We start from the raw sequence: 25,138 nt of genomic DNA, 5'->3' as shown, positions 1-25,138 counted from the left end.
CCGATCCCCGTGCCCGATCCATTGCGGGAAGGCGATCGACGTCCCGCTATGCGCGGCGCGGCCTCCGCGATCGGTTGCAGGTAGGTCCGGCCCCGCTCACGGTCCAGCCTCATCACGGATTTGCGCGGCAGGGTGCGAAGCCGGGCGGGCCGCCGCGGCCGCGCCTCAGTTCAGGCGGTCGACCACCACGCTCACGGACCCGCCGAGGGCCGTCACGCCCGTGCGGACATAGCCGGCGGCACGGTCGAGCGCCCGGTCGACGACCCGCACGGCCGGAGCGAAGGGCAGGGCGAGGCGCGGCAACAGCGAATCCTCCGGAGCCTCCGTCCCCGCCGTCGCCGGAAGATCGGCGGCCGGCGCGGCGTGCGTCGCCTCGCTGTGCCGGGGTCCGGCCTCGGTGCAGGCCGCGCAGGGAGCGCGCCGGGGTGCGGCGGCCATGCGGGCGGGGCGCGGCGCGGCGGCCAGCCGCGGCTCAACCGGAAGGAGGGGGTAGATCTGCGCGAAGGCGAGGGCGGCGGCCGGCCGGGCCGTCTCGGCGACCTCTGCCGGGGGATGGAAGTCCCGTTCGCCGACGGCCGGCACGATCGCGGCCTGTACCGCTGCTGGCGGCTCTGCGACAGGCGCCTGTCCCGACGGCTCCCGGCAGAGAAGGGAGAGGGCCGCGATGGCGAAGGCGGTGGCGAGGGTGGGCAGGAAGGGGAGAGACGCACCCGCGGCGACCTCGGAGGCCGGGCCGGCATGCGTCGAGGAGATCGGGTCTCGCTGCATCATGCGACTCACGCCGAACCTCGTCCTGTGGTCAGTCCATGGTGGAGGATGCCCCCGGCTTTGCGGCGGAACCGGGGCCGTTTCCTTTCCGCTCGGTATCCGCGCCCGGCCGGCCGGGCGGGCACGCTGCTTGCGTCCGGAACCGCCGCCGCGCTACCGCCGCGGCCGAAAGCCGATACGTCAACAACCGAGAATGCCCCGCACCGGGCCGCGATGATCGAATCCAGCCTCACCGTCGCCGTGATCGACCCGAGCCGGGCCCGTGCCGCCATCCTCGAGGAGGGCCTGCGCGCGGCCGGCGTCGGGCGCGTCGTCGTCATCCCAGATACCGCGGACCTGATGGAGCGGGTGGCGAGCCTGCAGCCCGACGTCGTGGTCATCCATCTGGAGAGCCCGAGCCGGGACATCTTGGAGCAGATGTCGGGCGTCTCCCGTCAGGTCGAGCGCCCGGTGGCGATGTTCGTCGACCGCTCGGACGCGACCATGATGCAGGCTGCCGTCGATGCGGGCATCTCCGCCTACGTCGTCGACGGGTTGCGGCCCGAGCGGATCAAGCCGATCCTCGACATTGCGATCCTGCGCTTCAACGCCTTCGCGCGCCTCCAGCGGGAGCTCACGGAGGCCCGCGGCGAGCTCGCCGACCGCAAGCTCATCGAGCGGGCCAAGGGCATCCTGATGAGCCTGAAGGGCCTGTCCGAGGACGAGGCCTACAAGCAGTTGCGCCGCAAGGCCATGAACGAGAAGCGCAAGATCGCGGACATCGCCCGCGCCATCGTCACAACCGCGGACCTGCTCGGATGAGGCTGCATCTCGGCTACATCCCGCTCCTCGACGCCGCGCCGCTGATCGCCGCGGCCGAGTTCGGCTTCGCGGCGGAGGAGGGGCTCGAGCTCGACCTCTCGGCCGAGCCCTCCTGGGCGACCCTGCGCGACCGGCTGGCGCTCGGCTACCTCGACGGGGCTCACATGCTGGCGCCGCTGGCGCTGGCGAGTGCGCTGGGGCTCAGCGGACCGCCTGCCGACCTCGTCGTTCCCCTCGGCCTCAACCTCAACGGCAACGCGGTCACGCTCTCGGCGGATCTGTGGCAGGCGATGGCGCCGGGCGAGGACGGGCCGGCCACGGTGGCGCGCGCCTTCGCGGGCCTCGCCGAGACGCGGCGGCGGGCGGGGCGCCCCATCGTCCTCGGCACCGTGCACCCCTTCTCCTGCCACACCTACCAGCTCCGCCACTTCCTGGCGCTCGGCGGGCTCGACCTCGCGGCGGTGCGCCTCGTCGCGGTGCCGCCCCAGCACAGCGTCGAGGCGCTGTCGCGCGGGATCGTAGACGGGTTCTGTGCGGGCGCGCCCTGGAACGGCGTGGCGGTCGCGGCCGGCATCGGACGCATCGCGGCGCTCGGCTGCGAGATCGTGCCGGACGCCCCCGAGAAAGTGCTCGCGCTCTCCGCCCGTCTCGGCGAGGGAGCCCTGCCCCTGGTCCGCGCGGTGGCACGGGCAGGTCTCTGGTGCGCGGAACCCGGAAACCGGGCCGAACTCGCCCATCGCCTCGCGGCCCGCGCCTTCCTCGGCCAGGATGCGGGCCTCGTCGCCCGTTGCCTCGACGGGGAGATCATCCTCGATGCGGCCGGACGGCGGCGGCGCGTGGCGGGCTACATCCATCTCGGCCGGCCCGCGCTGGAGCCCGCCGCCGACCAGCTCCGCTGGCTGATCGACGAGATGGCCGAAGCCGGTCAGATCCCCACGGCCGGGATCGCGGCGACGCTCGAGGCGGCAGGCCGGATCTACCGGCCCGACCTGCTCAGGGCCGCCGGGCTCGACGCGTGACCGCCGGAGGCCCAGCTTCACGAACAGGTGATGGTGCGGCGGCGTGCAAAGCGGCACCGTATCCCACCTGCCGCGGAACGGGGCGGAGCGGAACGCCGTTGATCTGCGCCATGCCCAGCTGCAATCGCTCCGTCGGCTCCTCCCACGCACTCCGCTCGGAGCGCAGGCGGCTTGAACTGGCGCGCTACGTGCGGATCCGGGCCGTGCCTCCGCGGGCAGCCAACGACAACCGCACGGGCGCGCCGCAGCTCTGGCGCTGGGCCGTCGCGCTCGGCGCGGCGCCGACCCTGGCCATCGCGCTCGCCCTCTCCATCCTGATCTGATTACGCGTCCGGGCTCTTCGGAGCCGCGGACCGTGTCATGGGTCGCGCCGCGTGCTGCACGCAGCTGCCGGACGCCGGCGCCTGCCTGCCGCCTGCGCAATCAAAAGCCCGTTCTTTGTGCATCGCACACGGCGTCGAGAGCCCTCCGAAGGCCCTTGCGTGAACGGCCGAAAACTCTCTTCTCTTCAGAGACTTAGCGTCGGGCTGTGCGTTTGGCACGGAACCTGCTCATCAACTCTCGTCCGTCAACGGCGACGGGCAGCACCGTCAGCGAGGCCGCTGATCCGGTCGTCTCGCGGGCGCCACCCGCTGGGGCAAGATCGGCAGCGGCTTTTTCATTCGCGCCCGACGGCCCGCCACCCATCACCCGAGGACGAGACCCGACACACGATGGCGATTTACCGGACGGACCCTGAGGCGGGCGCACGCGAGCGCCTCGTCGTCGTCGGCAACGGCATGGCCTCCCTGCGCTTCCTCGAGCGCCTGACGGAGCGCGCGCCGGGCCGCTACGACCTCACCGTGGTGGGGGCGGAGCCTGTCGCCGCGTACAATCGGGTCCTGCTCTCCTCGCTGCTCGGCGGCGAGGTCGACGAGGCGGCCTGCGCCTTCCGCGGCCTCGACTGGTACGAGAGCCACGGCATCCGCCTCCTCACCGGCGCCCCCGTCACAGCGATCGACCGGGAGAGCGGCCTCGCGATCGTCGGCGAGACCCACGTCCTGCCCTTCGACAAGCTGGTGCTCGCGGTCGGCTCCACGCCGATCCGGCTGCCGAAGCCCGGCATGGAGTTGCCCGGCGTCATCACCTTCCGCGACCTCGCCGACGTCGCCGCCATCCGCAAGGCGGCGGTGGAGCACGCCCGCGCCATCGTCATCGGCGGTGGCTTGCTCGGGCTCGAAGCGGCCGTCGGGCTCGCGCGCCGCGGCATCGACACCACGCTGCTGCACGTCATGGACCGGCTGATGGAGCGCCAGCTCGACCACGCGGCGGCCGGCCTCGTGAAGCGGGCGATGGAGGCCCGCGGCGTCAAGGTGCTGCTCAAGGCCGACACCGCGGCGATCGAGGGCGAGGGCAAGGTCGAGCGCCTGCGGCTGTCCGACGGCACCGTGCTGCCGGCCGACCTCGTGGTGATGTCGGTGGGCGTGCGCCCCTCGGTGGCGCTCGCGCAGGAGGCGGGCCTCACGACCAACCGCGGCATCACCGTCGACGACCGGATGGCGACATCCGACCCCCGCATCTTCGCGCTGGGCGAGTGCGCCGAGCATCGGGGCCAGATCTACGGGCTCGTGGAGCCCGCCTACGAGCAGGCCGAGGCTTTGAGCCGCCACCTCGCCGGGGATGCGGCGAGCTATCTCGGCACGGCGCTCTCCACGAGCCTCAAGGTCTCGGGGCTGCCCGTCTTCTCCGCGGGCGTGGTCGACACGCCCGAGAGCGCCGAGGCGATCGTGCTGAGCGATCCGGGCGCGGGCCTCTACCGCAAGCTCCTCGTGGAGGACGGACGGCTGATCGGCGCGGTCTTCGTCGGCGACATCGGCGAGCAGGGCTGGTGCAAGGCCCTGATCCGCTCCGGCGAGCCGGTCGCCGCCCATCTCGACGATCTCATGTTCGGGCGCCCGGCGGCGCCCCAGACCCTCGCAGCGTGACGGAGGCTGTTCGTGGCTGACGACTTCAACACCGAGCAGAAGCGCTACCTCGAAGGCTTCGCCTCAGGGATAGCCGCCGCCCGGATGACGGGCGGCCTCAGCCCGGGGCAGGCGCCCGCGGGCGGCGTCACCGAGCCCACGGGACCCGACGCGATCCACATCAAGGCGCAGGAGAGGACCGTCAAGGCAGGCGGCAAGCTCTGCGACCAGGAGAAGTGGAAGCGCGCCGAGAACCCCTTCGAGGGCCACAACCGGCTGATCGCGGAGGCCGCCACCGGCAAGGCGCCGAAGCCCGAGGACAATTTCCGCTGGCGCTATCACGGCCTGTTCTGGGTCGCGCCCGCACAGAACTCCTACATGTGCCGGCTGCGTATTCCGAACGGCATCCTGCACCATTGGCAGTTCGCCGGCATCGCCGACCTCGCCGACGCGCATGGCGGCGGCTATGCCCACGTGACGACGCGGGCCAACCTGCAGGTTCGCGAGATCACCCCCGAGCACGGACAGCCCTTCCTCGACGGGCTGATCGATCTCGGGCTGACCGCGCGGGGAGCGGGCGCCGACAACATCCGCAACGTCACGGGCTCGCCGGTCGCCGGCATCGACGCGCAGGAACTCCTCGACACGCGCCCGCTCGCCAAATCCTGGCACAACTGGATCCTGAACGACCGCTCGCTCTTCGGCCTGCCGCGCAAGTTCAACGTCGCCTTCGACGGCGGCGGTATCCTGCCGGTGCTGGAGGAGACCAACGACATCGGCTTCCAGGCGATCGAGGTGAGGGAGGGCGCCGCCGTGGCGCCGGGCGTGTGGATGCGCCTCGTGCTCGGCGGCATCTCCGGCCACAAGGACCTCGCCCGCGACACCGGCGTCGTGCTGAGACCCGAGGATTGCAACAGGGTCGCCGACGCGATCCTGCGCGTCTTCATCGAGAACGGCGACCGCACAAACCGCAACAAGAGCCGGATGAAGTACGTCCTCGACGCCTGGGGCTTCGACAAGTACCTCGCCGCCGTCGAGGAGAAGCTCGGCCGCAAGCTCGACCGGGTCGATCCCGCCCATGTGAAGCCCCGCGGCGGCTTCGACCGCTACGCCCATATCGGTGCGCACAAGCAGGTTCAGGAGGGACTCAACTGGGTCGGCGTGGTGCTGGCCGTCGGCAAGATGACGACCGACGAGATGCGGGCGCTGGCCGAGATCGCGCGGGAGTGCGGCGACGGGCAGATCCGCCTGACCGTCTGGCAGAACTTCCTGTTCTCGGGCGTGCCGGACGCCAAGGTCGCCGAGGTCGAGGCTCGGGTCGCCGCGCTCGGCTTCACGACGAAAGCGTCGAGCATCCGCGCCGGGCTCGTCGCCTGCACGGGCAACCGCGGCTGTAAGTTCGCGGCCTCCGACACGAAGGGCCACGCCCTGATCATCGCCGACTACATCGAGGCGAGCGTGAAGGAGCTCGACGTGCCGGTGAACCTGCACCTCACGGGCTGCCATCACAGCTGCGCCCAGCACTACATCGGCGATATCGGTCTCATCGGCGCCAAGGTCGTCGTCTCGGACGAGGGCGACACGGTCGAGGGCTACGACATCGTGGTCGGCGGCGGCTTCGGCGACAGCCCGAAGATCGGCACCGAGATCTGGAAGGCCGTGAAGGCCGACGATTGCCCCGGCCGGGTCGAGGCGCTGCTGCGCGCCTACCTCAAGGGCCGCGAGGGGCCCTCCGAGAGCTTCCAGGCCTTCACCGCCCGCACGGGCCCCGATTCCCTGCGTTCGCTGGCCGAAGACCAGCCCGTCCTGAAGGCCGCAGCATGAGCGAGCACGTGACGCCTCCCCTCGTCCTGATCCCCGAGAGCGCCCCGTTCTCGGCCGATCAGCGCTCCTGGCTGTCCGGCTATTTCGCGGCGCTTCTCGGCCCGGCGGTCGAGGGCGCGACCGCGATCGGCGCCGGAGAGGTGCCGGGCGGCCCGGTGCTCGCCGACAATGGCGATGCGCCCTGGCACGACCCGTCGATCGCGATCAACGAGCGCATGGACATGGCGCGTGAGCGCTCGGAGCCGCAGAAGCTGATGGCGGCGATGGCCCAGCAGGATTGCGGCCAGTGCGGCTACAATTGCGCGGACTATGCCAACGCGATCTTCCTGAAGAGCGAGGAGCGGCTGAACCTCTGCCAGCCCGGCGGCAAGGAGACGCTGCGGATGCTGAAGAAGCTGGAGGAGGAGTTCGGCGCGGGCGGCGGCGCGGCCAAGGCGCCCGCCACGGACGGCGAGGCCGCTCCGAGGAAGGAGGCCGCGCTCGGGCCGCTCGGCTTCTGCCGCGAGAACCCGGTCGAGGCGACCTTCGTCTCCCGCACGCGGCTGAACGCGCCGGGCGGCGAGAAGGAGACCTGGCACATCGAGATCGACCTGACGGACACGCCGATCGAGTACGTGGTGGGCGATTCCCTCGGCCTGTTCCCGGCCAACGCCCCGGCGCTCGTCGACGCGGTCATCGCCGAGCTCGGCGCGCGGCCCGAGCGGATCATCGGGGGAAAGACCCTGCGGCAGGCGCTGCTCACCGACTACGCTCTCGGGCCCGCGCCCGACGGCCTCTATCAGCTCCTCTCGCTCCTCACCTCCGGCCCGGCCCGCAAGAAGGCGCAGGCGCTCGCCGCCGGCGAGGATCCGGACGGGGACGCGGCCTTCCTCGACGTGCTCGGCGCCCTGCACAAGTTCCCGGGCGCACGGCCCGACGCGGAGGTGTTCCTCGAATCCCTCGACGAGCTGCAGCCGCGGCTCTACTCGATCTCCTCCTCGCCCAAGGCCGATCCGGGTCGCGTCTCGCTCACGGTCGACGCGGTGCGCTACAATCACCGCTCGCGGCTGCGGCTCGGCGTTGCCTCGACCCATCTCGGCGAGCGCCTGCCCGAGACCACCACGGTCAAGGTCTACCTGCAGAAGGCGCACGGCTTCGCGCTGCCGGACGATCTCTCGAAGGACGTGATCATGTGCGGGCCGGGCACCGGCATCGCCCCGTTCCGCGCCTTCCTGCGCGAGCGCGCCGCCACGCAGGCGCCCGGTCGCAACTGGCTGTTCTACGGCCACCAGCGGCAGGCTTCGGACTTCTTCTACAAGGACGAGCTGAACCGGCTGAAGGACGACAAGGTGCTGACCCGCCTGTCGCTGGCGTGGTCGCGCGACGGCACGGAGAAGACCTACGTGCAGGACCGCATGCGCGAGAACGGCGCAGAATTGTGGAAGTGGCTCGAGGGCGGCGCCCATTTCTACGTCTGCGGCGACGCCAAGCGCATGGCCAAGGACGTGGAGCGCGCGCTCATCGACGTCGCCGCCGAGCACGGAGGCAAGAACCCCGACGAGGCGGTGGCCTACCTCGCGGCGCTGAAGAAGGCCGGGCGCTATCAGGCCGACGTGTACTGACGGGCCTGCGGCGGCGCCTCTCCCGGATCGGAGGGGCGGCCCGCCGCCCCGGCCCGACTCTTGCTCAGCTCGACGCCTCAAGACGCATCGCCCGAGGATCCCCCGATGACCGCACCTCAGCCGGAGACGTCGTCCGCCGTGCGGACCACCTGCCCGTATTGCGGTGTCGGCTGCGGCGTGCTCGCCACCCCGGATGGGCAGGGCGGGGCGGCCATCGCGGGCGATCCGGCCCATCCGGCGAATTTCGGGCGGCTCTGCTCCAAGGGCTCGGCGCTCGGCGAGACCCTGTCGCTCGACAACCGCCTCCTGCACCCGATGCTCGACGGGGCCCGCGTCTCCTGGGAAGCCGCGCTCGGCGCCGTCGCCGGGGGCTTTCGCAAGGCCGCCGAGACCTACGGGCCGGATTCGATCGCCTTCTACCTGTCGGGCCAGCTCCTGACGGAGGATTACTACGTCGCCAACAAGTTCGCGAAGGGCTTCATCGGCACGCCCCACGTCGACACCAACTCCCGCCTCTGCATGTCCTCGGCGGTCGCCGCCCACCGCCGGGCCTTCGGCGCGGACACCGTGCCCGGCTGCTACGAGGATCTCGACGAGGCCGACCTCATCGTGCTGATGGGCTCGAACACCGCGTGGTGCCATCCGATCCTGTTCCGCCGCATGGTGGATGCCCGCACGAAGCGCGGCACCAAGCTCGTGGTGATCGACCCGCGCCGCACGCAGACCGCCGAGGAGTCGGACCTGTTCCTCGGTCTCAAGGCCGGCAGCGACACGGCCCTGTTCTCGGGCCTCCTCGTCCATCTCTCCGAGACGAACGCCCTCGACCAGCGCTTCATCGCCGAGCACACGGCAGGCTTCGAGGCGGCGCTCGAGCGCGCGCGCCTCATCGCCCCGAGCCTGTCGGCAATCGCCGCCGCGACGGGTCTCACCGAGGCCGACATCGCCCGGTTCTTCGACCTGTTCGCGAAGACGCGCCGGGTCGTCACCGCCTTCTCGCAGGGCGCCAACCAGTCGGCTCAAGGCACCGACAAGGGCAACGCCATCATCAACTGCCATCTCGCCACGGGGCGGATCGGCGAGCCCGGGATGGGGCCGTTCTCGCTGACCGGGCAGCCGAACGCCATGGGCGGGCGCGAGGTCGGGGGCTTGGCCAACATGCTCGCCGCCCACATGCATTTCGCCCCCGAGGAGGTCGACCGGGTCCGCCGCTTCTGGGACGCGCCGCGGATCATCAGCGGCGAGGGCATGAAGGCGGTGGCCCTGTTCGAGGCGATCGAGCGGGGGAAGATCAAGGCGCTCTGGGTGATGGGGACGAACCCCCTCGTCTCGATGCCCCGCGCCGACGCGATCAAGGCCTCGCTCGGCAAGCTCGACCTCTACGTCGTCTCGGAGGCCGTCTCCGACAGCGACACCGCGAAGGCGCGGGGCAAGCGCACGGTGCTGCTGCCGGCGCTGGCCTGGGGCGAGAAGAACGGCACGGTCACGAACTCGGAGCGGCGGATCTCCCGCCAGAAGAGCTTCCTCAAGGCGCCCGGCGAGGCGCGGCCGGACTGGGCGGTGATCAGCGACGTCGCCCGCCGGCTCGGGCACGGCAAGGGCTTCTCCTACCTCTCGGCGGCGGCCGTGTTCCGCGAGCACGCGGCGCTTTCGGGCTTCGAGAACAACGGGACCCGCGACTTCGACATCGGGGCCTTGAGCGACATCAGCGACGCGGCCTACGCGGACAACGCGCCGGTGCAGTGGCCGCTGCCGAAGCGGGGGCCGGCGGGCGGCAAGGGACGGGCGCGCCTCTTCGCGGACGGGCGATTCTACACCTTCGACCAGCGCGCCCGCTTCGTCGCGGTGCAGCCGCCGGCGCTCGCGCAGGACACCAGCGCGGAGTACCCCCTCGTCCTCAACACCGGCCGCGTGCGCGACCACTGGCACACGATGACGCGCACGGGGAAGAGCCAGCGCCTCTCGGCGCACCGCTCCGTGCCTTTCCTGGAGATCCACCCGGACGATGCAGGCCCGCTCGGGCTGGTCGATGGGGCCATCGCCGCGGTCGAGACGGCGCACGGCACGGCCGAGCTCGAGGCGGTCGTCACGGACGCCGTGCGGCCCGGCACCCTGTTCATGCCGATGCACTGGAGCGACATGACGGCCTCGAAGGCGCGCGTCGGCGCCGTGGTGCGCGGCGTGCCGGACCCCGTCTCCGGCCAGCCCGAGCTGAAGGCGACACCCGCCCGGGCCCGTCCCGTCGCCTACCGCTCCCGCGGCTTCCTGCTGACGCGCGGTCAGCAGGCGGCGCCCGCCGGCTGGTGGTGGGCGCGCGCCACGATTTCCGGCGGCTCGGCCCTCCAGTTCGCCACGCAGGACGGCTCCCGCGAGATCGCCCTCACGATGCGCGGCCTGTTCCAGGGGCTGGAACTCGCCGAGTACGCCGATCACGCCCGCGGGCGCTATCGCTGCGCCGTCTACGACGGCGGCCGCCTCGTCGCCTGCCTGTCCCTGGCGCCGGCCGAGGACAAGCCCGACTGGGAGGCCGCCAAGGCCCTGTTTGCGGAGGATCGGCCGGAAGCGCCGGTGCGCCGCGCGCTGCTCTCGGGCCGCGCCGCGGCGGCCGCCGCCGGCCCCACGATCTGCGCCTGCCACGGCGTCGGCCTCGACGTGATCGCGGGCGTGATCGCGGGCGGCGCCGACAGCGTCGAGGCGGTGGGAGCGGCGTGCAAGGCGGGCACCAATTGCGGCTCCTGCATACCCGAGATCCGCAAGCTCCTGCCCGAGGCGCTTGCACGCAGCGCGGCCTGAGGCCCATGTTGCGCCGGCAGCGCCTTCCTTCCGCCTCGCGGGGAGGAGACGAGCGGCAGGCATCGAATCCAACCGGCATCGACACCATGAGCACACCCCGCCAGCCCCGCGAGACGCGCGGCCCCGGCCTCGAACCCCTGGCGGTCCTGCCCGTCTTCGTGCCGCTGCAAGGCAAGCGGGCGGTGCTGGCCGGATCGAGCGGCGGCGCCCCCTGGAAGGTGAAGCTGCTCGCGGCCGCGGGCGCCGAGGTCGACGTCTATGCCGAGGCCCCGAGCGAGGAACTCTCCGCCGTACCGGCCGAAATCGTGGCGGGGCGCGTCACGCTCCACGCCCGCGCCTGGACGCCCGCCGACCTCGCGGGCGCCGCCTTCGCGATCGGCGCGATGGAGGACGAGGCGGATTGCGTCGCCTTCGTCGAAGCGGCGCGCAAGGCCGGCGCCATCGTCAACGCCGTCGACCGGCCGCATCTCTGCGACGTGAAGTTCGGCGCCATCGTCAACCGCTCGCCCCTCGTCGTCGGCATCTCGACGGAGGGGGCGGTGCCCGTCTTCGGCCAGACCGTGCGGGCGCGCATCGAGGCGATGCTGCCGCGGGGCTTCTCGGCCTGGGTCGCCGCCGCCCGCGACTGGCGAGAGGGGATCAGCGCCCGCTTCCACGCCTTCGCCGAGCGCCGTGCCTTCTGGGAGCGCTTCACCGACCGCGCCTTCGCCGAGCCCGACCGGGCCCCGACGGAGGCCGACCTCGCCGCCCTTCTCGGCCAGATGGAGGAGGCGCCGCGCGGCGGCGCCGTGACCCTCGTCGGCGCCGGCCCCGGCGATGCCGAGCTCCTGACGTTGAAGGCACTGCGGGCGCTGCGCAGCGCGGACGTGATCCTCTACGACGATCTCGTCGCCCCCGAGATCCTGGATTATGCCCGGCGGGAGGCGCGCACCATGCTCGTCGGCAAGACCGGGCACGGCCCATCCTGCCGGCAGGACGACATCAACGCCCTGATGGTCTCGCTCGCGAAATCGGGCAAGCAGGTGGTGCGGCTCAAATCCGGCGACCCCCTCGTCTTCGGCCGGGCCGGCGAGGAGATCGATGCCTGCCGGGCGGCCGGGATCCCGGTCAGCGTGGTGCCGGGGGTGAGCGCCGCGCAGGGGGCGGCCGCCTCCCTCGGCGTGTCCCTGACCCACCGCGACGCCGCGCGCCGCCTGCAATTCGTCACCGGTCACGACCGCCGCGGGGCGTTGCCCGAGGACTTGAACTGGGGGGCGCTCGCGGATCCGAGCGTCACCACCGTCGTGTACATGCCGAAGCGCACCCTCGGCGCCCTGCTCGCCCGCGCGATCGCGGAGGGGCTGGCGCCCGCGACGCCGGCCCTCGTCGTGTTCAACGCGACGCGGCCGGGACAGGCCGTGGTCAGTGGCTCGGCCGCCGACCTCGCGGAGCGCGTCGCGGCCGCGGGGCACGAGGGACCCGCGCTCCTGATGGTGGGCGAGGCGCTCGGCCGTGGCGCGGCCTCGATGCCGGCCGACATTCGGGAGGCGACGGCCGCCGCCTCGTGACGGCGACGGCACGTCCCCTTGCCAGGGCCGCTTCCGCGTGGTTCGCCACACGCGGCCTGCGCTATGCTGCGCGGGTGTTCGCGCAGAGGTATTCATGTCCGACCGGACGCGCCGCCTTCTCCTGCCGCTCGGGGCCTTCCTCCTCGGCCTGATCGGCCTCACCGTCGCGGCGGTGGTCATGCTCGTGCCGGAGCGGGCGCCGGTGGCGACGTCGAGCGTCGGCGGCCCCTTCACGTTGGTGGACCAGAACGGCCGCACCGTCACCGAGAAGGATTTCTCCGGCGCGACGCATCTCGTGTTCTTCGGCTTCACGCATTGTCCCGACATCTGCCCGACGACGCTGCAGCAGATCTCGGACGTGCTGGCGGCGCTCGGGGACAGGGCGAAGGCGATGAAGGTCGCGTTCATCACGGTCGATCCCGAGCGCGACACCCCAGCGAGCCTCAAGGCCTACCTGGAGAGCTTCGACCCTCGCATCACCGGGCTCACGGGCAGCCCCGAGCAGGTTGCTGCCGCGGTGAAGGGCTATCGGGCCTATGCGCGCCGCGTGCCCACGCAGGGGGGCGACTACACGATGGAGCACACCGCCCTCGTCTACGTGATGGACGCGAGGAACCGCTTCCTCGGCGCCCTCAACCTGCAGCGGCCGGCGGACGAGACGGCGGGGGAACTCGCCAAGCGCATCTGATCGGCGGCTCCGTCACGGGCGCCGCACCCGCCTCCGCAGCGCGCCCGTGCGCGAGGTGCGGAACAGGCCGTGCTCGGTCTTGTTCCAGTGCGCCGGCGCGCGGGCGAGCTCGACGAGGCCGAGCCAAGCCGCGAGACTGATGAGCATGTAGTAGACGGGCAGCAGCAGCACGAAGGGCAGGAGGTCGTACCAGCCGCGCCGGACCGCGCCGAGGGCGGCGGGCAGCATCATGGCGGCAAGTCCCGCGCCGAAGATCGTGAGCGCGAGGCCCTGCGGCAGGTTCGGCCAGAAGGCCGGCCCTCCCTCCGGCCCGTGCCACAGGAAGGCGAGGGCGGCCGCGCCGGTCAGGAACGGGTAGACGAGCGCCGAGGCCACCGTGCCCGGCACCATCGTCAGGGCGCAGAAGGCGTCGAGGGGGCCGAGGCGACGCAGGGTCCGCAACGGGTGGCGCGCATGCGTGACCGTCGTCTGCACGAAGCCCTTCATCCAGCGCACGCGCTGGCGCAGCCACGGGCCGAGATGCGCCGGCGCCTCCTCGTAGGTCGCGCTCGGAAGATCCCCGACCATGTAGCCGGCCAGCGCGAGCCGCAGGCCGAGATCGGCGTCCTCGGTCACGTTCCAGGCATCCCACCCGTGCAGCGCCCGCAGCACGGCGGTTCGGAAATGCGTCGAGGTGCCGCCGAGCGGCGTCGGAAGCCGCCAATTGGCCAGCCCCGGCCCGAGCACGTCGAAGAGTCCGGCATATTCGAGGGCGAAGCAGCGGCTGAGCCAGGAATCGTCGGCATTGTCGACGACGAGCCTTCCCTGGAGGCAGGCCGTCTCAGGCGGCTCGCGTCGGAAGAGGGCGGCGGCGAGGCGCAGCTGGCCCGGATCCGGCACGTCTTCCGCGTCGTAGACCACGAGGCACTCGCCGCGGGCGAGGGGCAGGGCGACGTTGAGGGCACGCGGCTTGGTGCGCGGCGCGCCCGGCGGCGCCACGATCACCTCGAACCGGGCTGGAAGCGGCACCGCGGCGAGCGCCGCCGCGGTCTCGGCATCGTCCGCCTCCAGCACGAACTTGATGTCGAGCTTGGCCGCCGGATAATCGAGACGCGCGAGCGCCCCGACGAGGCGGGGAACGACGGCGGCCTCGCGGTAGAGGGCAACGAGCACCGTGTAGACCGGCAGGTCCCGATCGCTCAGCGCCGCTACGGAGCCGGGGGCGGGCTCGACCGGGGCGGCGAGGAAGAGGGAGCCGAGCCGGAAGCTCGCGGTAGCGAGGATGCCGCTCTGCGCGGCCGCGACGGCGGCGAGGGACAGACCGGGGGGAAGGCCCGACAGGATGAGGCCTCCCGCGCAGGCCGTGAGCCCGAGCGCCGCCGCCTGCCGTCCGGAGAGGCCCGGCCGATAGGCCCAGTCCGGCCTGTTCCGCTCCAGCGCCTCGGCGGCATGGGCTGCCACGGCATGCGGCAGGGCGGCGAAGACGGCGTTGCGCAGCCGGCTTGGGGCCGTGAGTCCCGCCGTGCGGTCCAGGGAGAGGCGGCCGGTGAGCAGACCCTCGATCTCGGCGCCCTCCGGGGCGCGCACGAGGCGCCCGGGCGCCCCGGCGAGCGGAGCCGCCCTCGCCGCGAGGCTCTCGGGAAAACGGGCCCCCGGCCCGAGGGCGTTCGGTCGAGCGAGATAGGGGAGGCCGAGGGCGCGGGCGAGCGCCTCGTAATAGGGCTCCTCCGCCATCGATCCGCTGCGCAGGAGCGCGCTCGCGGCGTCGGTGCCGCTCGCACGGGCGAGGGCCGCCGCGGACAGGAGGCGGGCGGGGTCCACCCCCTCGGCCAGGAGGAAGGCGAGGTCCGGCGGCAGCGCACCCGCGCCGGCCGCGGATCTGCTTGTCCCGGGGAACGACACCGACCCGCTCCCGTAGGCCCCGGAACGTGCTAGGGGAGGCGCGTGAGCCGTACCTTCGCCGCCCGTCCGAAGCGCACCACGCGCGCCAAACCAGCGTCAAGGCAAGGCCGGGCCGGCAGGGCCGCGGCCGCCCTCCTGACCGCGCTTTTCGTTGCGGGCGCAACCTTTCTGCCACAGGCCAGGGCCGAGACGCCGGCTGGCCAGAGCGTCGCGATCCCGAATTTCTGGAACCCGCGCAGCCGCGGCGAGAGGGTCGAGGCGCCGCAGACGGGCCGCGCCGTCCGCTTCCTCACGGACGACGAGTTCCCGCCGCTGCACTTTTCCGGGCCGGACGGCAACCCGACCGGCTTCGTGGTGGAACTCGCCCGGGCCGTCTGCGAGCGCCTCGCGATCACCTGCACCGTGCAGGCACGCCGCTTCGACACGCTCCTCGATGCGCTGAACGAGCGGCAGGGCGACGTCGTCGCCGCCGCGATCCCGCTGACGCCGACCCTGCGCGGCAAGTTCCTGGCGACGCGGCCCTTTTTCCGCTGGCCGGCCCGCTTCATCGCCCGGACCGGTGCCGGCCTGCCCGAGCCCTCGCCGGAGGCTCTGTCCGGCCGCAGCGTCGGCGTGATCGCCGGCAGCGCGCACGCGGCCTATCTCAAGGCGTTCTTCCCGAAGGCGGTGCCGCGGGACTTCACCGACCTCTCCGCGGCGGAGAGCGCGCTCCGGCGCGGCGAGACGGAGTACCTCTTCGCGGACGGGCTCAACCTCGCCCTCTGGCTCGGCGGGTTCGAGGCCGGCGGCTGCTGCGCCTTCTCGGGTGGTTCCTACCTGGAGAACCGCTATTTCGGCGAGGGCATCGGCCTCGTCACGCGCCAGGAGGACGCGGCCCTGTCCCGCGCCCTCGACGACGCCCTCCAGCGCCTGTGGGACGACGGCAAGTACGCGGAGATCTATCTGCGCTTCTTCCCCGTGAGCCCGTTCTAGCCGATCCGATGTCGCGTCCGGTGCCCGGCCGGCCGCGTGCACAAAAACTTGCCTGGGGAATTTCGCAGCGCGGCAAAGCGCACTAGGGTGCCGCGCTTCGCGACGCCCTTGAAACAGACCGATATTTCCCCGCCATGCCGTCCCCGCTCTCCCTCGACCCCGCCCTGATCGAGGCCGCCGCCACAGCGGCGTCCTGGCCGTTCGAAGAGGCGCGCAAGCTCGTCGCGCGGCTGGAGCGTAGCCCCAAGGCCGAGGTGCTGTTCGAGACGGGCTACGGCCCCTCGGGGCTGCCGCATATCGGCACCTTCGGCGAGGTCGCCCGCACCTCGATGGTGCGCCACGCCTTCCGGGTCCTCACCCGGGACAGCGTGCCGACCCGGCTCGTCGCCTTCTCGGACGACATGGACGGCCTGCGCAAGGTGCCGGACAACGTGCCGAACCGGGAGATGCTGCGGGCAGCCCTGAACCAGCCGCTGACCCGGGTGCCGGACCCGTTCGGCACCCACGAGAGCTTCGGCGCGCACAACAATGCGGAATTGCGCCGCTTCCTCGACGCCTTCGGCTTCGACTACGAATTCCGCTCGGCGACCGAGTGCTACCGCTCCGGCGTGTTCGACGCGACGCTGATGCTCGTGGCCGAGCGCTACGACGCGGTGATGGACATCATGCTGCCCTCGCTGCGCGCCGAGCGCTCGGCGAGCTACTCGCCCTTCCTGCCCCTCCACCCGGTCACGGGCGAGGTAATGCAGGTGCCCATCGACGAGATTCGGGCGGACCGGGGCACCCTGCTCTGGCGCGACCCGAAGACGGGCGAGGCCTACGAGACCCCGATCACCGGAGGACACGCCAAGCTGCAATGGAAGCCCGACTGGGCGATGCGCTGGGTGGCCCTCGGCGTCGATTACGAGATGGCCGGCAAGGACCTGATCGACTCGGTCAAGCTGTCGGGCCAGATCGCCCGGGCGCTCGGCGCCGAGCCGCCGGAGGGCTTCAATTACGAGCTGTTCCTCGACGAGAAGGGCCAGAAGATCTCGAAGTCGAAGGGCAACGGGCTCACCATCGACGAGTGGCTCGCCTACGGCACCCCGGAATCGCTCGCGCTGTTCATGTACAACAAGCCGCGGGAGGCCAAGCGCCTGTTCTTCGACGTGATCCCGCGCCACGTCGACGAGTACCTGAACTTCCTCGACCGCTATCCGGGCCAGGAGCCGAAGCTGCGCCTCGGCAACCCGGTCTGGCACCTGCATGCCGGCGCGCCGCCGGCGCCGGAGACGGTCGGCGAGGCCGGCGCCAAGGGCACGACGCTCACCTTCGGCATGCTGCTCAACCTCGTGGCGGTGGCCAACGCCGAGGAGCCGGGCGTGCTCTGGGGCTTCATCCGGCGCTACGCGGCCGGGATCGGCCCGGAGACGCATCCGGGCCTCGACCGGCTCGTGCATCACGCGCTCGCCTATTACCGGGATTTCGTGCGGCCCGCGAAGACCTACCGGCCTCCGACGGATGAGGAGCGGGCGGCGCTCGCCGACCTCTCGCAGGCGCTGGCCGACCACGCAGGATCGACCGACCCCGAGGCGCTCCAAGCGGTGGTCTACGAGGTGGGCCGCCGCCACTTCCCGGACCTGTCCGGCAAGGCCAAGAGCCCGGACGGGCGGCCCGGCGTGTCGCAGGCGTGGTTCACCACGATCTACAACATCCTGTTCGGCGAGGCCCGCGGACCCCGCTTCGGCTCCTTCGTCGCCCTCTACGGGGTGGAGGAGACCCGCGCCCTGATCGCGAGGGCGCTGTCCGGCGCGCTCGTGACCGAGCACGCAGCGTTCAAGGCGGGGCTTGCGAAGGCGGATTGAGGGCCAGGGCTGTCAGGCGGCCGACAGGTCGCGGGCGGCCGCCCGAAGCGCGTCGTTCATCCGGGTCTGCCAGCCCGGGCCGGTCGCCTTGAAGGCCGCGACCACGTCCGGATCGAGCCGGATCGTGACCGGCACCTTGCGCCGCTCGGCCTTCGGCCGGCCGATGCGGCTGACGAAGGCGGCCGCCACGCCGGGCGGCATCCCGTCGGGACCGGGACGCGCAGCGGCCAGCTCGTCGTCGGTCAGGGCCGGGTTGTCGGACACCGCGTCCCAATCGTCCTGCGTGTAGCCAGGGTTCGGCACGTAGCCGGGCGCATGCTCAGGCTTCGGCATAGAAGGCCCTTTCCTTCGCGTTGGCAGGGCGAACACTCACGATGTCGACGGCCTCGGATCCCAGAGGCGAGACGATCGCGACGACGACGGTCCGGCCGTGCCAGGATCCGATCAGCTTGAAGCGCGCCCGGCCTGTCGCGCTCGGATTCGCCGGAATGGTGAAGAACCGCTCGAAGCTGAAAGCCACCTCGAAATCGGCGAAGTCGAAGCCATGCTTAGCGATATTCGCTCGGCGCTTCGGCTCGCCGTAGGTGAAATTCATGATTTTCTGTACGTACAGAAACCTGACATGTCAAGGAGGCCGCCGGCAACGGCCTTACCCTTCCCGCCCGACCTGCCGCAGGCTCAGCGCCCAGACCCGTTCCTGCAGGGCCCGGTCGCGGCTGGAGGCCGAGGATTCGGCGATCCGCGCCTTGGCGAGGTAGCGCCCGCTGACGCCCCTCAGTTCGGGGGCGGTGGCGGCGTGGAGCGAGGTCTCGGCCCCGCTCTTCGGCGCGATCAGGAAGGGGCGGATCAGGCTCCAGGCGAAGCCGAGGACGCCGCCCGTGTTGCGGGCGAAGCCCGTGTTGACGACGCCCGGATGCAGGGCGTTCGCGGTGACGCCCGTGCCGTCGAGGCGCCGCGCCAGCGCGTAGGTGAAGAGCACGTTGCCGAGCTTGGCCTGGGAATAGGCCTTGATGGCGCCGTAGGCGCGCCTGCCCTCGAGGTCGTCGACGTCGATCCGCCCGCGGGCATGGGCGGCCGAGGCGACGTTGACGATGCGGGCCTCGCCGGCCTCCCGGGCGGTGGCCTTCAGGAGGTCGAGGAGGTCGAGGGTCAGGAGCACGTAGCCGAGATGGTCGAGCGCCCAGGTCCGCTCGATCCCGTCGACCGTCGTCTCCCGCCGGTCGAAGATGGCGCCGGCGTTGTTCACCAGCACGTCGAGGCGCGGATAGGCCTCCCGCACCGCGCCGGCGAGGCGCCGGATCTCGGATTGCGCCGAGAGATCCGCCACGAAGACGTCGATCTCGGCACCCGGCACCGCCTGCCGGATCGCCTCGGCGGAGGCGCGGGCGCGGCCCTGCGCCCGGCCGACGAGGCCGACCCGCAGGCCGGCGCGGGCGAGGCCGAGGGCCGTCTCGTAGCCGATTCCCGAGGTCGCGCCGGTGACGAGGGCGATCCGCCCCTGCAGCGTCGACACCGCTCAGAACACCGCCTGACCGATCACGAACGCGACCACCACGATGATGATCGCGATCACGAGGAACAGGCCGAACAGGATGCGCGCCAGCGAGGCCGCGCCGGAGGCGATGCCGGTGAAACCGAGGGCGCCCGCGATCAGCGAGATCACGAAGGCGATGAGGGCCCATTTCAGGAGGGTCATGGCGTCAGCTCCGGCGAACCGAGTCGAGGATTGCGAATCGAGCGACAACTCGGGCCAAGCTCAACCGTTCCGCCCCCTTGCCCCCTGCGCCGGCACGGGGTTCGCGGACGCGTCGGCGCGGGCCAGGATCTGCTCGGCGAGCACGTGGTAGAGGCCGCCCCGGCAGACGAGCTTCGAGGCCGCGTCGGCGACGAGCGCGGCGATCATCAGCGGGATCATCATGGCGTGGTCCTGGGTCATCTCGGTGACGATGACGAAGGAGGTGATCGGCGCCTGCAGCACGCCCGTGAGGTAGGAGACCATCCCGATCAGGACGAGCGCACCGACCGGCACCTCCGCGAAGAGGTCGCGGAGCGCCGCCCCGAGGCCGGCGCCGACCGCCAGCGAGGGCGCGAACAGGCCGCCCGGAATGCCGCTGATCGAGGAGAGCACGGTCGCGGCGAACTTGAGCGGCGCGAAGTCGAGCCGCGCGGCCGCATCCCCGTGCAGGAGGGCGCGGGCCTCCTCGTAGCCGGTTCCGTAGACGGTCCCGTCCGAGGCGAGGCCGCAGAGCGCGACGCCGAGGCCGCAGAGCATGGCGAAGGCGACGGGCCGCCTCGCGACCCAGGCGCCCGGCCGCCCCGGCAGGCCCCGCCCGAACAGGATCACGATGCGGCTGAACAGGCCGCCGGCAAGGCCGCCGACGGCGCCGAGGACGAGCACGAGGAGCCAGCTTCCGCCGAGCGCGAGGCCCACCGCGGTCGTGCCGAAATAGGTGTAGTTGCCGACGAGCCAGAGGGAGGTGAGGCCGGCCGCCACGATCGCCGCGACGATGAGCCCGGTGGTGCGCGCCTCGTAGGTCCGCCCCAGTTCCTCGATGCCGAAGACGATGCCGGCGAGCGGCGTGTTGAAGGCCGCCGCCACGCCGGCAGCACCCCCCGCCAGGATCAGCCCCGGCAGGCGCTCGGGCGTCAGCCGGCCCACCGCCGCCATGATGGCTGCCCCCACCTGCACGGTCGGCCCCTCGCGGCCCGCGGCCGCCCCGCAGAGGAGGCCCAGCCCCATCACCACGATCTTGCCGAAGGCGACGCGCAGCGAGATCAGCGCGTGGCGCAAGCCCGGATCATGCGTGTGGCGGGCCGCGATCACCTGCGGAATGCCGGACCCTTGCGAGTTCGGGAAGACCGTGCGGGCCAGCAGCGCCGCCATCCCGAAGCCCGCGGGCGTCACGACGAGGGCAAGGAGGGGCGAGACCGCGAGGACCTGCCGGAAGCCGGCCTGAGCCGCATCGGCGAGCTTGGCCATGAGCACCGCGGCGAGGCCGACGCAGATGCCCCCGAGGAGGAACAGGAGGCGCCGCCGCCAGATCGCGAAGGCGTCGAGGGAGGCGCTGCGCAGGCGCGCCATCGAGCGGCGGGTGCGGGGGCGTCCCCGGGTCGAATGCGGCGGCATGGTCCGGTCGGGCACGGGAATGCCCGCTCGGAGAAGCGGGCGAAGGATCGGCCGAGCATGCCACGACCGGGCCGGAAAGGCGCGTCCCGCGTGCCCTCAGCCGGAGCGGGGCAGGGCGCCCTCGAGCAGCCCCAACGCGTCGGCCACCGCGCGGGCGCGGATCTCGGCCCGACCGAGATCGCCGTAGCGGCGCTCCCGGTGGCGCAGGGTGCCGTCCCGCAGCGCGAGCCCGAAATGGACGAGGCCGACCGGCTTCTCCGCGCTGCCGCCGCCGGGGCCGGCGATGCCCGTGACCGCGACGGCGACGTCGGCCCGCGAGGCGGCGAGCGCGCCCGCCGCCATGGCGCGGGCGACCGGCTCGCTCACCGCGCCGTGGGCGGCGACGAGATCGGGCGGCACTCCGATCGCCTCGCTCTTGGCCGCGTTCGAGTAGGTGACGAAGCCGCGCTCCAGCACCGCTGAGGAGCCCGGCACCGCCGTGATCAGGCCGGCCACGAGGCCGCCCGTGCAGGATTCGGCGGTGGCGAGCGTGAGCCCCGCCGCCGCGTACCCCGCGACGAGCGCCTCGGCCCGGGCGAGGAGGGCGGCGTCGGCGAGCACCGGCTCAGCCCTGGCGCATGGCCGTCTCGGCCTGGGCATCAAGGAGCGTCGCGCCCTCCTCCTCGGGGAGCCGGACCGTGGCCGCGGCCTGGGCGGCGAGGCCCTCGGCCCGGCCGACGAAACCGAGCTTCTCCGTCGTCGTCGCCTTGATCGAGACGGACGAGAGCGGCACGCCCGCGATCTCGGCGATGCGCGCCCGGATCGCCTCGCGGTGCTTCCCGATGCGGGGGGCCTCCGCCAGGACGGTGATGTCGAGATGGTCGATCCGCCCGCCGCGCGCCCGCACCAGCGAGCAGGCATGGGCCAGGAACTGGTCGGACGCCGCCCCGCGCCATCTCTCGTCGCTCGGCGGGAAGTGGGTGCCGATGTCGCCGTCGGCGATGGCGCCGAGGAGCGCGTCGGTGAGCGCGTGCAGCGCCACGTCGCCGTCCGAATGCGCGAGCACGCCCCGGTCGGCCGGGATGCGCACGCCGCCGAGCCAGACATGGTCGCCCTCCGTGAAGGCGTGCACGTCGAATCCGGTGCCGAGGCGGGTGACGTAATGGGTCATGGCGGAGGTTCCCGGAGCGGAGGCGGCCGAGCCGAAGGCGCGGTCGGCCTCGATCAGGTCGGCGGGCTGGGTGATCTTGCGGTTGCGCGGATCGCCCTCGAAGGTGACGACCGGAAGGCCCGCCCATTCGGCGAGCGCCCCGTCGTCGGTGAAGCCGTGAAGGCCGGCCTCCGCGGCGGCCCGGTGGCCGTCGAGGAGAGGGCGGAAGGCGAAGGATTGCGGGGTCTGCACGGCGCGCAGGGCCTCGCGCGCGGGCGTCTCGCGGACGCGCCCGATGCCGGCGCCCGCCGCCTCCACGATCTTGATCGTGTCGCTGACCGCGATGCCGGGCACAGCGGCGCGGTGGTCGCGGCCCGCCGCGATCGCCCGGTCGATCAGGCCGAAATCGACGTGCGGACGCGCCGCGTCGTGGACGAGGACGAGGTCGGGCGCCCCTCCCTGCTCGAGCGCCTCGAGGCCGGCGCGGACCGATTGCTGGCGGGTCTCGCCACCCGGCACCGGGGCCGCGAGCTTGGCCCGCACCATCGGGTCGAGATCGGCGAGGCATTCCTCGTAGAAGGCGGCCGCGTCCGGCGCGATCACGGGCTGAATGCGTGCGATGCCCGCATGGCAGCCGAGCGCGGCGAGCGTGCGCGTGAGGACGGCCTGCCCGCCCACGCGACGGTACTGCTTGGGCATGCCGCCGCCGATGCGGATGCCGCGACCCGCCGCGACGACCACAGCGGCAACGCTCAACGCGGTGCTGGACATAGGGATTCTGATACTCTTCAGGCCCACGCCCCGGCATCGCCCGTCCAGGCGGGTGCCGTAATCACGCCGGGCCGCGGTGCGACATTCGGTCAGGACCGGCCGAATCGCTGCGGCGCCCCGCGCCGGCCCTGCCCGCCCGCCGCTCGTTTAAGCGGGGCACGACCCGAAATCAAATCGCGCGGGCGGCTTGCGTCCGGCCGGCTTTTGTCTATTCCTTGTGCAGAATGACGAATGATCATTATTTGAGCGTTGTGCGCTCGGGGGCTTCCGCGGACGCTGACGGCATCGTGTCGCCGCCGGTGCTGCTCGCGCCGCTCTCGGGCGTCACGGACCTGCACATGCGCCGCATCGCACGGCGCCTCGGCGCCAGCGCCGTCGTCTCCGAGATGGTGGCGGCAGCCGAGTTCGCCCGCGGCGCCAGCGAGGCGCGCCTGCGCGCGGAAGGGGCGGGGGTGAGCCCGCACGTCGTGCAGCTCGCGGGCTGCGCGCCGGAAGCGATGGCCGAGGCCGCGCGCCTCTGCGAGGCATCCGGCGCCGACGTGATCGACGTCAACATGGGCTGCCCGGCCAAGACCGTGACGGGCGGGGAGGCGGGCTCGGCGCTGATGCGCGACCTCGACCACGCCACCCGCATCCTGGCCGCCGTGCGGGCGGCGGTGCGGGTGCCGGTCACGGTCAAGATGCGCCTCGGCTGGGACCATGCGAGCCTCAACGCGCCGGACCTCGCCCGCCGGGCGGAGGCACTCGGGCTCGCCGCGGTCACGGTCCACGGCCGCACCCGCCAGCAATTCTACAAGGGGCAGGCCGACTGGGCGGCGATCCGCGCCGTCGTGGCGGCCGTCTCGATCCCCGTCATCGCCAACGGCGACGTCACGGATCTCGCCGATGCACGGGCCTGCCTCGCAGCCTCCGGCGCGGCGGGCGTCATGGTCGGGCGGGCGGCCGTCGGCCGGCCCTGGCTCGTCGGGCAGATCGCGGACGCACTGGCCGGTCGGCCCGTGCGCGAGCCGGGGCCGGCCGAGAAGGCCGACATCGCCGCCGAGCATTATCGCGGCCTGATCGACCTCTACGGGGCCGCCATGGGCGTGCGCCACGCCCGCAAGCACCTCGCGGCCTATGTCGAGGCGGCCGGGACGCAGGGGACGGCGCTCGCGCCCGCCGACCGCACCCGGCTCCTCACCACCCACGATCCGGAGGTGGCGCTCACGCTCCTGCGGCGCGCCTTCCTGGAGCCGGCGCCCGGCGCGGCGCCGGCGGAACCGATCGGGGAGGCGGCATGAGCGAGGAGGGGGGTTCGGGCCGCGAGGCCAACGGGCGGGGGCGCGGCTCGCCGACCTCGGAGGCCGTGATCAACGCCCTGCCGCTGCCGGTGCTCACCGTCGGCGCGGACGAGCGCATCCTCCAGTGCAACCACGCCGCCGAGAGCTTCTTCGACCATTCGGCGCGGCTGATGCAGCGGCGGCGGCTGCGCGACATCATCCCCTTCTCCTCGCCGATCATCGCCCTCGTGGCGGAGGTGCGCCGCAGGCGGGCCAGCGTCAGCGAGTACCGGGTCGAGCTGACCCAGCCCCGCTCCGGCCAGGAGCGCAGCGTCGACGTGTTCGCGACGCCGCTGGGCGACGAGGGCGACGCCGTGGTGCTGATGCTCCAGGAGCGCACCATCGCCGACAAGATGAACCGCCAGCTCACCCATCGGGGCGCCGCCCGCTCGATGATCGCGCTCGGCGCCATGCTCGCCCACGAGATCAAGAACCCGCTCGCCGGCATCCGCGGCGCCGCCCAGCTCCTCGAGCAATCGGGCGCCGAGGAGGACCGGGTGCTGACCCGGCTGATCTGCGACGAGTCCGACCGGATCGTGCGCATCGTCGAGCGGATGGAGCTGTTCGGCGACGAGCGCCCCGTCGAGCGCGGCTCCGTCAACGTGCACGGGGTGCTCGACCAGGTGAAGCGCTCGGCGCAGTCGGGGTTTGCCCGTCACATCCGCTTCGTCGAGAACTACGATCCTTCGCTGCCGCCGGTCCTCGGCAACCGCGACCAGCTCATCCAGGTGATCCTCAACCTCGTGAAGAACGCGGCCGAGGCGATCGGCGCGGACGCGGTCGATGGGGAGATCACCCTCTCGACCGCCTTCCGGACGGGCCTGCGCCTGCAGATCCCGGGCTCGCGCGAGCGGGTGAGCCTGCCGATCGAGGTGGCGGTGCGGGACAACGGACCCGGCGTCACCGCCGAATTGCTGCCGGACCTGTTCGACCCCTTCGTCACCACCAAGGCGCAGGGGTCCGGCCTCGGTCTTGCATTGGTGGCCAAGATCGTCGGCGATCACGGGGGTATCGTCGAGTGCGATCCCGTGCCCCGCCGCACCACCTTCCGCCTTCTCCTCCCCATGTCGAGCGCCCGGGATGGGCGCGAATCGGTCGCGGAGGCCGAGTAAGA

Annotated in this window: 22 protein-coding genes; 13 read left to right on the top strand and 9 right to left on the bottom strand. The window is 72.5% G+C overall.

What is annotated here, in order from left to right; genetic code table 11:
- Window positions 1-165 precede the first annotated feature (165 nt).
- Window positions 166-771, bottom strand: coding sequence for a hypothetical protein (locus tag J2X36_RS18955; protein WP_310352646.1), 606 nt, complete (start codon window positions 769-771; stop codon window positions 166-168).
- Between the two features lie 210 nt (window positions 772-981).
- On the opposite strand from J2X36_RS18955, the gene J2X36_RS18950 reads away from it, so the two are divergent.
- From J2X36_RS18950 to J2X36_RS18910, 9 genes are all read left to right on the top strand, one after another.
- Entirely contained in the window at window positions 982-1,569 is a 588-nt protein-coding gene (locus J2X36_RS18950; RefSeq protein WP_132253412.1) for an ANTAR domain-containing response regulator, read from the top strand.
- Window positions 1,566-2,588 carry a CmpA/NrtA family ABC transporter substrate-binding protein gene (locus tag J2X36_RS18945; RefSeq protein WP_310352643.1) on the top strand — a complete coding sequence of 341 codons (1,023 nt, stop codon included), beginning with the start codon at window positions 1,566-1,568 and terminating at the stop codon, window positions 2,586-2,588. Before J2X36_RS18950 ends, J2X36_RS18945 begins: the two co-directional genes overlap by 4 nt.
- 110 nt (window positions 2,589-2,698) lie before the next feature.
- Window positions 2,699-2,911 (top strand): hypothetical protein, encoded by a 213-nt coding sequence (locus tag J2X36_RS18940; protein WP_310352640.1) that lies wholly within the window; start codon window positions 2,699-2,701, stop codon window positions 2,909-2,911.
- A 390-nt stretch (window positions 2,912-3,301) separates the two neighbouring features.
- Window positions 3,302-4,552 (top strand): NAD(P)/FAD-dependent oxidoreductase, encoded by a 1,251-nt coding sequence (locus J2X36_RS18935; RefSeq protein ID WP_132253406.1) that lies wholly within the window; start codon window positions 3,302-3,304, stop codon window positions 4,550-4,552.
- Window positions 4,553-4,564: 12 nt separating this feature from the next.
- Window positions 4,565-6,355: a NirA family protein gene (locus J2X36_RS18930; protein WP_132253404.1), complete on the top strand. Its 1,791-nt coding sequence runs from the start codon at window positions 4,565-4,567 to the stop codon at window positions 6,353-6,355.
- Window positions 6,352-7,956: a sulfite reductase subunit alpha gene (locus J2X36_RS18925; RefSeq protein ID WP_310352635.1), complete on the top strand. Its 1,605-nt coding sequence runs from the start codon at window positions 6,352-6,354 to the stop codon at window positions 7,954-7,956. The genes J2X36_RS18930 and J2X36_RS18925 overlap by 4 nt, the downstream gene beginning before the upstream one ends.
- Before the next feature lie 105 nt (window positions 7,957-8,061).
- Complete coding sequence (locus J2X36_RS18920; protein WP_310352632.1) at window positions 8,062-10,746, top strand: molybdopterin-dependent oxidoreductase; 2,685 nt, start codon at window positions 8,062-8,064, stop codon at window positions 10,744-10,746.
- An 86-nt stretch (window positions 10,747-10,832) separates the two neighbouring features.
- Complete coding sequence (cysG, locus tag J2X36_RS18915; RefSeq protein ID WP_310352630.1) at window positions 10,833-12,293, top strand: siroheme synthase CysG; 1,461 nt, start codon at window positions 10,833-10,835, stop codon at window positions 12,291-12,293.
- Window positions 12,294-12,387: 94 nt separating this feature from the next.
- A complete protein-coding gene (locus J2X36_RS18910; protein WP_165937832.1) occupies window positions 12,388-12,981 on the top strand; it encodes an SCO family protein in 594 nt (197 codons plus the stop codon).
- Window positions 12,982-12,993: 12 nt separating this feature from the next.
- On the opposite strand, the gene J2X36_RS18905 is transcribed toward J2X36_RS18910, so the two are convergent.
- Window positions 12,994-14,862, bottom strand: a complete 1,869-nt coding sequence (locus J2X36_RS18905; protein ID WP_310352626.1) for a glycosyltransferase family 2 protein — start codon at window positions 14,860-14,862, stop codon at window positions 12,994-12,996.
- Window positions 14,863-15,030: 168 nt separating this feature from the next.
- Here J2X36_RS18905 and J2X36_RS18900 point away from each other — a divergent pair, with 168 nt between their 5' ends.
- Window positions 15,031-15,834 carry a transporter substrate-binding domain-containing protein gene (locus tag J2X36_RS18900; protein ID WP_245516529.1) on the top strand — a complete coding sequence of 268 codons (804 nt, stop codon included), beginning with the start codon at window positions 15,031-15,033 and terminating at the stop codon, window positions 15,832-15,834.
- Window positions 15,835-15,968: 134 nt separating this feature from the next.
- Window positions 15,969-17,678 carry a lysine--tRNA ligase gene (locus tag J2X36_RS18895; protein ID WP_310352623.1) on the top strand — a complete coding sequence of 570 codons (1,710 nt, stop codon included), beginning with the start codon at window positions 15,969-15,971 and terminating at the stop codon, window positions 17,676-17,678.
- 12 nt (window positions 17,679-17,690) lie between these two features.
- Here the strand turns inward: J2X36_RS18895 and J2X36_RS18890 are convergent, their stop codons facing one another.
- From J2X36_RS18890 to J2X36_RS18860, 7 genes are all read right to left on the bottom strand, one after another.
- Window positions 17,691-18,011 carry a BrnA antitoxin family protein gene (locus J2X36_RS18890; protein ID WP_132253393.1) on the bottom strand — a complete coding sequence of 107 codons (321 nt, stop codon included), beginning with the start codon at window positions 18,009-18,011 and terminating at the stop codon, window positions 17,691-17,693.
- Window positions 17,998-18,273 carry a BrnT family toxin gene (locus J2X36_RS18885; protein WP_310352619.1) on the bottom strand — a complete coding sequence of 92 codons (276 nt, stop codon included), beginning with the start codon at window positions 18,271-18,273 and terminating at the stop codon, window positions 17,998-18,000. The genes J2X36_RS18890 and J2X36_RS18885 overlap by 14 nt, the downstream gene beginning before the upstream one ends.
- A gap of 54 nt (window positions 18,274-18,327) precedes the next feature.
- Window positions 18,328-19,191, bottom strand: a complete 864-nt coding sequence (locus J2X36_RS18880; RefSeq protein ID WP_405029817.1) for an SDR family oxidoreductase — start codon at window positions 19,189-19,191, stop codon at window positions 18,328-18,330.
- 3 nt (window positions 19,192-19,194) lie between these two features.
- Window positions 19,195-19,374, bottom strand: coding sequence for a DUF1328 domain-containing protein (locus tag J2X36_RS18875; RefSeq protein ID WP_132253388.1), 180 nt, complete (start codon window positions 19,372-19,374; stop codon window positions 19,195-19,197).
- 60 nt (window positions 19,375-19,434) lie between these two features.
- Window positions 19,435-20,760 (bottom strand): chloride channel protein, encoded by a 1,326-nt coding sequence (locus J2X36_RS18870; protein ID WP_310352696.1) that lies wholly within the window; start codon window positions 20,758-20,760, stop codon window positions 19,435-19,437.
- A gap of 141 nt (window positions 20,761-20,901) precedes the next feature.
- The gene (locus tag J2X36_RS18865) at window positions 20,902-21,405 is read right to left on the bottom strand and encodes a CinA family protein (RefSeq protein WP_310352616.1); all 504 of its coding nucleotides are present in this window, start codon (window positions 21,403-21,405) and stop codon (window positions 20,902-20,904) included.
- Window positions 21,406-21,409: 4 nt separating this feature from the next.
- Entirely contained in the window at window positions 21,410-22,705 is a 1,296-nt protein-coding gene (locus tag J2X36_RS18860) for a bifunctional 2-C-methyl-D-erythritol 4-phosphate cytidylyltransferase/2-C-methyl-D-erythritol 2,4-cyclodiphosphate synthase (protein WP_132256453.1), read from the bottom strand.
- Window positions 22,706-22,929: 224 nt separating this feature from the next.
- On the opposite strand from J2X36_RS18860, the gene dusB reads away from it, so the two are divergent.
- Both dusB and J2X36_RS18850 read left to right on the top strand, forming a co-directional pair.
- Window positions 22,930-23,985: a tRNA dihydrouridine synthase DusB gene (gene dusB / locus J2X36_RS18855; RefSeq protein WP_310352614.1), complete on the top strand. Its 1,056-nt coding sequence runs from the start codon at window positions 22,930-22,932 to the stop codon at window positions 23,983-23,985.
- The gene (locus tag J2X36_RS18850; protein ID WP_132256449.1) at window positions 23,982-25,136 is read left to right on the top strand and encodes a nitrogen regulation protein NR(II); all 1,155 of its coding nucleotides are present in this window, start codon (window positions 23,982-23,984) and stop codon (window positions 25,134-25,136) included. The genes dusB and J2X36_RS18850 overlap by 4 nt, the downstream gene beginning before the upstream one ends.
- Window positions 25,137-25,138 lie beyond the last annotated feature (2 nt).

Source organism: Methylobacterium sp. BE186 (assembly GCF_031457035.1).
Classification (GTDB): domain Bacteria; phylum Pseudomonadota; class Alphaproteobacteria; order Rhizobiales; family Beijerinckiaceae; genus Methylobacterium; species Methylobacterium segetis.
This window is presented reverse-complemented; position numbering and strand designations above follow the sequence as displayed.